This is a genomic window from Micromonospora sp. DT68, assembly GCF_049847245.1.
Classification (GTDB): domain Bacteria; phylum Actinomycetota; class Actinomycetes; order Mycobacteriales; family Micromonosporaceae; genus Micromonospora; species Micromonospora profundi.
In genome coordinates this window covers 57137-67314 of the sequence record NZ_JBNCNZ010000024.1, presented here as the reverse complement: position 1 = coordinate 67314, position 10178 = coordinate 57137, and the positions used below count along the sequence as shown (strand labels likewise).

Sequence of the window (10178 nt, the reverse complement as noted above, 5' to 3'; positions counted from 1 at the left end):
GCGATCCCCACGGATCTCGAACACTGCAACCCCTGATCAGGTCAGGCGTTGCAACGATCCCTAGAACCCAAGCGCCTGGCGTTAAGAAGGGGCCCTTCCTTACATCTGCTGGTCGGGACGGCGCTTGCGGCGTTCGTTGAAGTCGCGCATCCTCTGCGGGTAGCCCATCAGCCGCACGTCGTACACCGGAATCCCCATCCGGTACGCGAAGCGCCGCGCGCCGTCCGGGCCGTCGATGCGACGGCGGGTCCACTCCCCGTCGTCGGCGATCAGGATGACCGTGGTCTCGGTGACCGTCGTCCGAGGTTCGATGAACGCTTCGACGCCGCGCCGGCTGCGGATGAAGGCTTCGAGATGGGCCAGGTCGCCACTGTCGGCCGCGCGGTCGAGGCTCGACACACGTGGCTTCTTGCGACGTCGGAACAACCCCACCGAACATCTCCCCCAATGCTCCGTCGTCGACAACGGTGCCAAGGGTACGTGTCGATGACGTGTCGTTGGGCACCTCACTACGCGCCCTGTGCCGCATGGTGACAAGATGACCGAGGTGGGGTGTCCGTGTTACCCCTCTGTGACCCCCCGAAGCAGCGACGCGACCTGGGAGTTGGACGTGAGCGAGCCGAACGACGCAACCTTCGACATCGTCATCCTCGGAGGTGGCAGCGGCGGTTACGCCACCGCCCTGCGCGCCGTCCAGCTGGGCCTTAAGGTCGCGCTGGTCGAGAAGGGCAAGCTCGGCGGCACCTGCCTGCACAACGGTTGCATCCCGACCAAGGCGCTGCTGCACGCGGCCGAGATCGCCGACCAGACCCGCGAGTCGGAGCAGTTCGGTGTGAAGGCCGAACTGGTCGGCATCGACATGGCAGCGGTCAACGCCTACAAGGACGGCGTGATCTCCCGGCTCTACAAGGGCTTGCAGGGCCTGGTGGGCGGCTCGAAGGACATCACCTTCGTCGCTGGCGCCGGCAAGCTGGTCGGCAAGAACGTCGTCGAGGTCGACGGCAAGCGCTACACCGGCCGCAACATCGTGCTGGCCTCCGGCTCGTACGCCAAGAGCCTGCCCGGCCTGGAGGTCGACGGCGAGCGGATCATCACCAGTGACCACGCGCTCACGCTGGACCGGGTGCCGTCGTCGGTGATCGTGCTGGGTGGCGGCGTGATCGGCGTCGAGTTCGCGAGCGTGTGGAAGTCCTTCGGCGTGGACGTGACGATCGTCGAGGCGCTGCCCCGGCTGGTCGCCGCCGAGGACGAGGAGTCGTCGAAGGCGCTGGAGCGGGCGTTCCGCAAGCGGAAGATCAACTTCAAGGTCGGCAAGCCGTTCGAGAAGGTCGAGAAGACCGAGAACGGCGTCAAGCTGACCATTTCCGGCGGCGAGACCGTGGAGGCCGAGCTGCTGCTGGTCGCCGTCGGTCGCGGCCCGAACACCGCCAACCTCGGGTACGAGGAGCAGGGCGTCAAGATGGACCGCGGCTACGTGCTCACCGACGAGCGGCTGCGCACGAGCGTGCCGAACGTCTACGCGGTCGGCGACATCGTGCCGGGCCTTCAGCTCGCGCACCGCGGCTTCCAGCAGGGCATCTTCGTCGCCGAGGAGATCGCCGGGCAGAACCCGGCGGTCATCGACGAGGTGGGCATCCCGCGGGTCACCTACTCCGACCCGGAGCTGGCGTCGGTGGGCCTGACCGAGGCGAAGGCCAAGGAGCAGTACGGCGCCGACAAGGTCAAGGCCTACAACTACAACCTGGGCGGCAACGGCAAGAGCCAGATCCTCAAGACCACCGGCTTCGTGAAGCTGGTCCGGGTGGAGGACGGCCCCGTGGTCGGCGTACACATGGTCGGCGCCCGGGTGGGTGAGCTGGTCGGCGAGGCGCAGCTCATCTACAACTGGGAGGCGTACCCGGCGGAGGTCGCCCAGCTCGTGCACGCCCACCCGACCCAGAACGAGGCCCTGGGCGAGGCGCACCTGGCCCTCGCCGGCAAGCCGCTGCACGCGCACGCCTGATCACCCAAACCGCGGCGTCCGGCGACGGGCGAAGATCCCCTAGGGGAATGAAGGAGTCTGGAGAACATGCCGGTATCGGTCACCATGCCCCGGCTCGGCGAGAGCGTCACCGAGGGCACCGTCACGCGCTGGCTCAAGCAGGAGGGCGACACCGTCGAGGTCGACGAGCCCCTGCTCGAGGTCTCGACCGACAAGGTCGACACCGAGATCCCGTCGCCCGCGGCGGGCGTGCTGAGCCGGATCGTGGTCGGTGAGGACGAGACCGCCGAGGTCGGCAGCGAACTGGCCGTCATCGCCGGTGAGGGCGAGTCGACGGGTGGCGGCGAGGCCGCACCGCAGGAGCAGCAGGAGGCTCCGGCCGAGGCAGTGGAGCCGGCCGCCGAGCCGACCGCCGCCGCCGAGGGCACCGCCGACCAGGTGGCACAGGACGAGGCACCGGCCCAGGACGAGGCGCCGGCTCCGGCCGCCGCGCCGTCGGGCGAGGGCACCGCGGTGAAGATGCCGGCCCTGGGCGAGAGTGTCACCGAGGGTACGGTCACCCGCTGGCTCAAGCAGGTCGGCGACACCGTGGAGGTGGACGAGCCGCTGCTGGAGGTCTCCACGGACAAGGTGGACACGGAGATCCCGTCCCCGGTCGCCGGCACCGTGCTGGAGATCAAGGTCGCCGAGGACGAGACCGCCGACGTCGGCGCGGAGCTGGCCGTCATCGGCGCCGCTGGTGGTGCTCCCGCCCAGGCCGAGCCCGAGTCGAAGCCCGAGCCGAAGGCGGAGGCCAAGCCCACGCCGAAGGCCGAGCCGAAGCCGGAGCCGAAGGTCGACGAGCCGACCCCGGGCACGTCCTACAACGAGCCGGCCGCGGAGACGGAGTCCTCGGCGCAGCCGGCGAAGACCGAGCAGGCCGCGCAGCCGTCCGCCCCGACGAGCGCCCCGCAGCGCCCCGCACAGGGCGACGGCGAGGAGGTCGCGGGTTACGTCACCCCGCTGGTACGCAAGCTGGCAAGTGAGCACGGCGTCGACCTGTCCTCGCTCAGCGGCACCGGCGTTGGCGGCCGGATCCGCAAGCAGGACGTCCTCGACGCTGCGGAGAAGGCCAAGGCCGCCCCTGCCGCCGCACAGCCGGCCGCCGCGTCGTCGGCGGCACCGGCCAAGCCGGCCGCGAAGCCGCAGCCCAGCGGCAAGCGGGGCACCACCGAGAAGCTGCCCCGCATCCGCAAGGCCATCGCCACCCGGCTGCACGAGTCGCTGCACGAGATGGCGCAGCTCACCACCGTGGTCGAGGTGGACGTCACCCGGGTCGCGAAGCTGCGCGCCCAGGCGAAGGACTCGTTCCAGCAGCGGCACGGCGTGAAGCTGTCCTTCCTGCCGTTCTTCGCGCTGGCGGCGATCGAGGCGCTGCAGACGTACCCGATCGTCAACGCCCGGATGGATCTCGAAGGCGGGACGATCACCTACCCGGAGGCCGAGCACCTCGGCATCGCCGTGGACACCGAGCGTGGCCTGTTGACGCCGGTCATCCACAACGCGGGTGACCTCAACCTGGGCGGCATCGCCAAGCGCGTCGCCGACCTGGCCGAGCGGACCCGCACCAACAAGATCAGCCCGGACGAGATCGCCGGTGCGACCTTCACGCTCACCAACACGGGCAGCCGGGGCGCGCTCTTCGACACCCCGATCGTGCCGTCGCCGCAGTCGGCGATGCTGGGCACGGGTGCCGTGGTGAAGCGTCCGGTGGTTGTCAACGACCCGGATCTGGGCGAGGTCATCGCGGTCCGGTCGATGGTCTACCTGGCCATGTCCTACGACCACCGCCTGATCGACGGCGCCGACGCGGCCCGCTTCCTGACCGCGGTCAAGGAGCGGCTGGAGGCCGGCAACTTCGAGTCGGAGCTGGGTCTGGCCTGATCGTCATAGCAACGCCGAGAGGCGCCCCGGTCGTCGACCGGGGCGCCTCTTCGTTCGGCTGGTGTCAGGACCGCCGCACGAGGCCGTTCGGGCGCGACAGTCCAGGTCTCAGCCCTTCAACAGGGCCGTGGAGACCTGCCAGAGCCGTTCGGCGGCTTCCGGGTCCAGCGCGTACTCGGCGACGCCGCGCCGCTCACCAGGCTGGGCCAGGCCCGCCTCCTGGCAGTCCTCGAAGTAGCGCCCACCGACCCCGTCGAGCAACGGCGAGGCCGCGACAAGCACCGACGTGGCGGCGCCCTGTTCGGCTGTCTTCCAGGCCGCCGCGTTGCCCGCGCGCATCCGGCTCAGTTCCTCCTCGCTGACGTACCGTTGCAGGTTGGTCTTGATCGCGCCGGGCATGAGCGAGTTGGCAAGGATGCCGTCGTCGGCCCAGCGGCGGCTCGCCTCCACAGCGAAGAGCACGTTGGCCGTCTTCGACTGCCCGTACGCCTGCCACGGCTCGTACTCCCGACTGTCGAACTGGATGTCGTCGAAGACCACCGGGGAGCGCAGGTGGGCGGCGGAGCTGACCGAGACGATCCGGGCCCCGTCGGCGGCGGCGAGGGAGTTCCGCAGCCCGGTGGCGAGCGCGAAGTGGCCCAGGTGGTTGGTGGCGAACTGCATCTCCCAGCCCTGCGGGGTCCGGCTCAGGGGCGCGGCCATGATGCCGGCGTTGTCGACGAGGATGCGCAGCGGGCCGTCCCAGTTGGCCACGAAGTCGGCGATCGACCCCTGGTCGGCGAGGTCGAGCGGGGCGACCAGGACCTGGTCGTTGCCTGTGGTGGCGGTGATGTCGTCGGCGGCGCGTTGCCCGGCGTCGGTGTTGCGCACGGCAAGGGTGACCTGGGCGCCGACGCCGGCCAGGGCACGGGCGGTCTCCACGCCGATGCCCGACGAACCGCCGGTGACGATCGCCCGCCGTCCGCCGAGGTCCACGCCCTGGATCACGTCCATCGCCGTGGACTCGTTGGTGAACGGAGTGGTGATCGGGTTGTTAGTCGTCATTGTCCATCCTTGTCCGGGTGGGGCGGTCGTTGCGACCGCGAACGACTGCTGGAGGCACGGTCGAGGTGTTTTCCCGCCCCGGGCCGGAGGTAACGCTCGACGCCGCCGCCTCAGGTGTCGGCACGCGCGCTGAGCCTGCGACGCCGCTGCCCCGGACAGCTGCGGCACCAGGCGCAGGCTGGCCCGTTCGGCCTCCGACCGCGCCATACGCTGCCAGAGTGGGACCGTGGGCGGCTTCCGGCGGCGTGGGCATCTGGGACCCGCTGTCCCGATCGCCCCCGGCGCCCGCGTGGACAGGTTCGAGGTCTTCTTCGACCTGGTATTCGTCTTCTCGTTCTTCATCATCACCCGGGCCACCGCCGCGAACATCTCCGGCCGGCAACTGCTGCACGCCGGCCTGGTGCTCGCCGTGCTCTGGTGGTGCTGGGTCGTGCACAGCCTCGTGGCCACCCGGGTCCGGCTCGGCGAAGGCTACGTACCGGTGCTCATGGTCATCGCCATGGCCGCGCTGTTCTCGTTCGCGCTGGGGCTGCCGCAGGCGTTCAGCGACCCGAGGGGAGGTGCCGCCGGCCCCATGCTGGTGGCCATCAGCTACGTCGTGGTCCGGGGCGTACACATGGTCCTGTACCAGCATGTGGTGCGGGACAGCCCGCAGGAGCGCCGACAGCTGCGCCGCTTCGCCCCGGAGCTGGTGGCGAGCATCGTGCTGCTGCTGGCCGCCGCGCTGATCCCGCTCCAGATCGCCGACACCGACACGGCCGCGATAGTCCGGGACGGGCTGTGGATCGCCGTGGTGCTGGTCCAGTACGCCACCGGCTTCATCGTCGGCACGTGGGGCTGGGGGGTGACAAGCGCCGAGCACTGGACCGAGCGCTACGACCTCATCCTGATCATCGCGCTGGGCGAGTCGGTGATCTCCGTCGGCGTCGGCGGCAACCTGCTCGGCCAAGAGGTCACCTGGCCGGCGGTGGCGGCGGCCACGCTCGGCATCGTGCTCACCGCAGCCCTGTGGTGGGCGCACTTCGACTTCATCGGCCCGGCGGCCCGGATCGCCCTGCACGCGGCCGAGGGCAGCCCACGGGTGGCGATGGCCCGGGACGCCTACGCGTACCTCTACCTGCCGATGATCGCCGGGATCATCCTCTTCTCCATCGGCAGCGAGGAGATCCTGCACCAGGTCACCGACCCGGCCGGCGGGCCCGCGCAGCGGATCGACGGGCCCGCCGTGCCGATGCTCTTCGGCGGGCTGATCTGCTACTTCGCCGTCAACCTGCTGTTCCAGTTGCGCACCCTGCACACAGTCACCTGGACCCGGATCGGCGTGATCGTGGCGCTGACGGTGGCCCTGCCGCTCGGCCAGCACCTGCCGGCTCTGGGCGCGCTCGCCCTCGCCACAGCGATCTGCGTCGGCCTGGTGGCCGTCGAGGTGCTTGTGCTGTCGAGCTCACGGCACGCGCTGCGGGCCGTCGTCTTCGAGGAACGGACCACCCACGAGGCCAGCGAGGCCGCCTGGCGGGCACGCTGGCACGACAAGCACGAGCCGGAGAAACCCACCCCCTGACCAGCCTTCTCCCCTTGGCAGAATCGCTGGCCGTACCCGTGCCGTGGCAGGCACGCTGAGCCGCGTGATCACCTTCTCGGTCCAGGCGAGCCCGTCCGACGCCGCCAGTTGGTGCGAGCTCGCCCGCCGGGCCGAGTCCGCCGGCTACGACGCGCTGCTCGTCGGCGACCACCCGGGCGGGGTGCCCGCGCCGTTCGTCGCACTGGCCGCCGCCGCGTCGGTCACCTCGACCCTCGGGCTCGGCTCGTACGTCTCCAACGCCGGCGTCCGCGAACCGGCCCTGCTCGCCACCGACGTGGCCACCCTCGACCTGGTCTCCGGCGGGCGGGCCCGGCTCGGCATCGGCGCCGGCCACACCCCGGCCGAGTGGCGTGCGGTCGGACGCGAGCGCCCCGACGTCGCCGGCCGGGTACGCCGCTGCATCGCGGTGACCGAGGCCGTACGCGCGCTGCTGGCCGGCGACGAGGTCACCGTCGAGTCCGCCGACCTCGTGATGCGTGCCGCGCGGCTGGACCGGCCACACCCGGTGGGGTCCCGGATCCCGCTGACCGTCGGCACGGCGAACACGGAGTTGCTGCGCTGGGCCGGCGCGCACGCCGACGTGGTGGGGCTTACCGGCTTCGGCCGTACCCTCGCCGACGGCCACAACCACAAGGTGCGCTGGCGTGCCGCGCAGCTCGACGCGCAACTGGCGGCGGTCGCGGCCGGAGCGGCCGGGCGGAACGACCCGCCGGCGTTGGAGGCGCTGGTGCAGAAGGTGGCAGTGGGCGACGGTGCTCAGGCCGCCGCGGAGCAGATCGCCGAGGAGACCGACCTGACCGTCGACGAGCTGCTGGCCACGCCGTTCGTGCTGATCGGCAGCCCGGACGAGATCGTCGCCGCGGTGGCGGCGCACCGGCGGCGCTGGGGCGTCACCCGCTACGTGGTACGCGCCGACACGCTCGACCCGCTGGCCTCGCTGCTGCCCCGGCTGGCGGCAATCGCCTGATCGTCACGCGCCGGATCGTGGTGCGCCTCGTCGTGGTGCGCCTCGTCGTGGTGCGCCTCGTCGTGGTGCGCCTCGTCGTGGTGCGCCTCGTCGTGGTGCGCCGCTTCCCCGTCGCGCGCCGCCGCGCCGGGCAGCCCTTCGTAGAAGCGGATCTTCTCTCGCAGGTGGTCGTACTGGCGTTGGAGCAAGAGCATCTGCTCCTGGACCTGCGTGGCGTGCTGTTGCAGCAGCTCACGTCGCTCGTCGGTGGTGTGCTCGCCCTCGCGGGCCAGGGACGCGTAGCGGCACATCTGGGCGATCGGCATCCCGGTGTCGCGCAGGCAGCGGAACAGCACCAGCCAGCTCAGATCGTCGTCGGTGAAGACCCGCCGCCCGCCCGCCGTACGACCCACGTCGGCGAGCAGGCCGATCTTCTCGTAGTACCGCAGGGTGTCCAGGCTGAAGCCGCTGCGCCGGGCGGCCTCCGCGGGCGCGTAACCGGTCATGGCCGAGATGTTAGCCCTTGACCTGGAGTGCGCTCCAGGTTGGAGGCTGGTCCGCATGACGACGACACGGACGCTGGGACGCAGCGGCATCGAGGTGAGCGCGATCGGGATGGGCTGCTGGGCGATCGGCGGCCCGCTCTGGGGTGACGACGGGCAGCCGTTCGGGTGGGGCGAGGTGGACGACGACGAGTCGATCCGCACCATCCACCGCGCGCTGGACCTGGGGGTGACGCTGTTCGACACGGCAAGCAACTACGGCGCCGGGCACAGCGAGCGGATCCTCGGTCGGGCCCTGGCGGGCCGCCGCGACGACGCGGTGATCGCCACCAAGTTCGGCAACGTCAGCGACGAGGGCACCCGGCGGGCGCTCGGCACCGACGCCAGTCCGGCGTTCGCCGTGCGCAGCCTGGAGGACTCGCTGCGCCGGCTCGGCACCGACCACGTGGACCTCTACCAACTGCACATCAACGACCTGACGGTGCCCGCCGCGCTCGACCTGGTCGCCACCCTGGAGGGCCTGGTCGACCAGGGCAAGATCCGGGGGTACGGCTGGAGCACCGACAACCCGGCCTCGGCGGAGGCGTTCGCGGCTGCCGGACCGCACTGCGTCGCCATCCAGCACGACGAGTCGGTGCTGAGCGACAACGCGGCGGTGCTGGCGGTCTGCGACACCTACGACCTGGCGAGCCTCAACCGGGGGCCGCTCGCGATGGGGCTGCTCACGGGCTCGACCCGGGCCCTCGGCGCGGACGACGTACGCGGTAGGGCACCCGAGTGGTTGCAGTGGTTCACCGACGGCCGACCGACGCCCCGCTGGGCGGCACGGGTGGAGCAGGTCCGGGAGGCGCTCACCGCGGACGGGCGCACCCTGGCGCAGGGCGCGTTGGGCTGGCTGCTGGCGCGCAGCCCGCGTACCGTGCCGATCCCCGGCCTACGCACTGTGGCCCAGGCCGAGGAGAACCTGACCGTTCTGGAGCAAGGCCCGCTGAGCCCCGAGGCGTATGCCGAGGTGGAAGACCTCCTGGCCGACCTACGCCCAACCCCCGCGACCTGACGCGACCCACCCACCCCTCGTTGATCTTGCAGTTTCTGCCTGGGCAGAACGGACTTTGCCCGGCAGAACGGCGACACGAAGTGCAAGATCGGCGCGGGGTGGGGGCGGGGCGCGTCCACCGGCGGCGTTCTGGGTAAGGATGGGGGCATGGGGATCCTTCTGGCCGGCGCGTCCGGCTTCCTCGGCACCCGGTTGGCCGACCGGCTCACGGCCGACGGGCATCAGGTCACCCGGCTGGTGCGCCGGCAGGCACGCGATTCGCAGGAACGGCGGTGGGATCCGGCCGCCGGGCAGCTCGACCCGGCCGTTGTCGCCGAGGTCGACGCGGTGGTCAACCTCGGCGGCGCCGGCGTCGGCGACAAGCGCTGGAACGACGACTACCGGCGGCTCATCCGCACGAGCCGGGTGGACACCAGTGGCACGTTGGCGACAACGATCGCCGGGCTACCCGCCACCGACCGTCCCCGGGCGCTGCTCAACTCGTCGGCCGTCGGCTGGTACGGCAACACCGGCGACCGGGTGGTCGAGGAGGACGCGCCGGCCGGCGAGGGCTTCCTCGCCGACGTCTGCCGGGTGTGGGAGGCCGCGACCCGGCCGGCCGAGGACGCCGGGGTACGCGTGGTGCGGCTGCGGACCGGCCTGCCACTGCACCGCGACGGTGGGCTGCTCAAGCCACAGCTGCTGCCGTTCCGACTGGGCATCGCCGGTCGGCTGGGCAGCGGCCGGCAGTGGCTACCGTGGATCTCCATGGTCGACTGGCTGGACGCGACAGTCTTCCTGCTGACCCACGACGAGATCGCCGGACCCGTCAACGTGGTGGGACCGAACCCGGTGACAAACGCCGAGTTCACCCGGGAGCTGGCCCGCCAACTGCACCGGCCGGCGATCATCCCGATCCCCGCGCTGGCCCTCAAGGTGGCGCTCGGCGGCTTCTCCCACGAGGCCCTCACCAGCACCCGCGTCCTGCCCGGGGTGCTGACCCGCGCCGGCTACCAGTACCGCCACCCCGACCTGCCCGGCGCCCTGCACGCCGCCCTAAAGGAGTAACCGGGCCGCCGCCCTCCCCCGGCGATCATGAGATTGCCGGGGGCCTCATCGGCACATCGTCCCGCTAACCTCATGATCACCGGGGGTGGCGGCCG

General features: G+C 71.3%; 8 protein-coding genes and 1 pseudogene. 6 read left to right on the top strand and 3 right to left on the bottom strand.

What is annotated here, in order from left to right:
* Positions 1 to 99: 99 nt before the first annotated feature.
* Positions 100 to 432 carry a hypothetical protein gene (locus ACPXB1_RS28525; RefSeq protein WP_053657917.1) on the bottom strand — a complete coding sequence of 111 codons (333 nt, stop codon included), beginning with the start codon at positions 430 to 432 and terminating at the stop codon, positions 100 to 102.
* A 139-nt stretch (positions 433 to 571) separates the two neighbouring features.
* Between ACPXB1_RS28525 and lpdA the strand changes: the two genes are divergently transcribed.
* Positions 572 to 2002 (top strand): dihydrolipoyl dehydrogenase, encoded by a 1431-nt coding sequence (gene lpdA, locus ACPXB1_RS28520; protein WP_355597448.1) that lies wholly within the window; start codon positions 572 to 574, stop codon positions 2000 to 2002.
* A 66-nt stretch (positions 2003 to 2068) separates the two neighbouring features.
* The gene (gene sucB, locus ACPXB1_RS28515) at positions 2069 to 3904 is read left to right on the top strand and encodes a 2-oxoglutarate dehydrogenase, E2 component, dihydrolipoamide succinyltransferase (RefSeq protein ID WP_355597450.1); all 1836 of its coding nucleotides are present in this window, start codon (positions 2069 to 2071) and stop codon (positions 3902 to 3904) included.
* 108 nt (positions 3905 to 4012) lie between these two features.
* Here sucB and ACPXB1_RS28510 read toward each other — a convergent pair whose 3' ends face one another.
* Positions 4013 to 4948, bottom strand: a complete 936-nt coding sequence (locus tag ACPXB1_RS28510) for an SDR family NAD(P)-dependent oxidoreductase (RefSeq protein ID WP_425736032.1) — start codon at positions 4946 to 4948, stop codon at positions 4013 to 4015.
* A 226-nt stretch (positions 4949 to 5174) separates the two neighbouring features.
* Here ACPXB1_RS28510 and ACPXB1_RS28505 point away from each other — a divergent pair, with 226 nt between their 5' ends.
* On the top strand, positions 5175 to 6509 hold the full coding sequence (locus ACPXB1_RS28505; RefSeq protein WP_355597454.1) for a low temperature requirement protein A: 1335 nt from the start codon (positions 5175 to 5177) through the stop codon (positions 6507 to 6509).
* Positions 6510 to 6573: 64 nt separating this feature from the next.
* Positions 6574 to 7497 carry an LLM class flavin-dependent oxidoreductase gene (locus tag ACPXB1_RS28500; RefSeq protein ID WP_355597456.1) on the top strand — a complete coding sequence of 308 codons (924 nt, stop codon included), beginning with the start codon at positions 6574 to 6576 and terminating at the stop codon, positions 7495 to 7497.
* A gap of 137 nt (positions 7498 to 7634) precedes the next feature.
* Here ACPXB1_RS28500 and ACPXB1_RS28495 read toward each other — a convergent pair.
* Positions 7635 to 7982: pseudogene (locus ACPXB1_RS28495) on the bottom strand (MerR family transcriptional regulator); the annotation flags it as partial.
* Positions 7983 to 8037: 55 nt separating this feature from the next.
* Here ACPXB1_RS28495 and ACPXB1_RS28490 point away from each other — a divergent pair.
* The gene (locus ACPXB1_RS28490) at positions 8038 to 9036 is read left to right on the top strand and encodes an aldo/keto reductase (protein WP_355597458.1); all 999 of its coding nucleotides are present in this window, start codon (positions 8038 to 8040) and stop codon (positions 9034 to 9036) included.
* 147 nt (positions 9037 to 9183) lie between these two features.
* Entirely contained in the window at positions 9184 to 10083 is a 900-nt protein-coding gene (locus tag ACPXB1_RS28485; protein ID WP_425736031.1) for a TIGR01777 family oxidoreductase, read from the top strand.
* Positions 10084 to 10178: the final 95 nt, after the last annotated feature.

Excerpts from the sequence above, each read along its gene's own strand:
- ACPXB1_RS28510 (WP_425736032.1), bottom strand. The coding sequence starts at position 4,948 with ATGACGACTAACAACCCGATCACCACTCCGTTCACCAACGAGTCCACG.
- ACPXB1_RS28485 (WP_425736031.1), top strand. The coding sequence starts at position 9,184 with ATGGGGATCCTTCTGGCCGGCGCGTCCGGCTTCCTCGGCACCCGGTTG.
- ACPXB1_RS28490 (WP_355597458.1), top strand. The coding sequence starts at position 8,038 with ATGACGACGACACGGACGCTGGGACGCAGCGGCATCGAGGTGAGCGCG.
- sucB (WP_355597450.1), top strand. The coding sequence starts at position 2,069 with ATGCCGGTATCGGTCACCATGCCCCGGCTCGGCGAGAGCGTCACCGAG.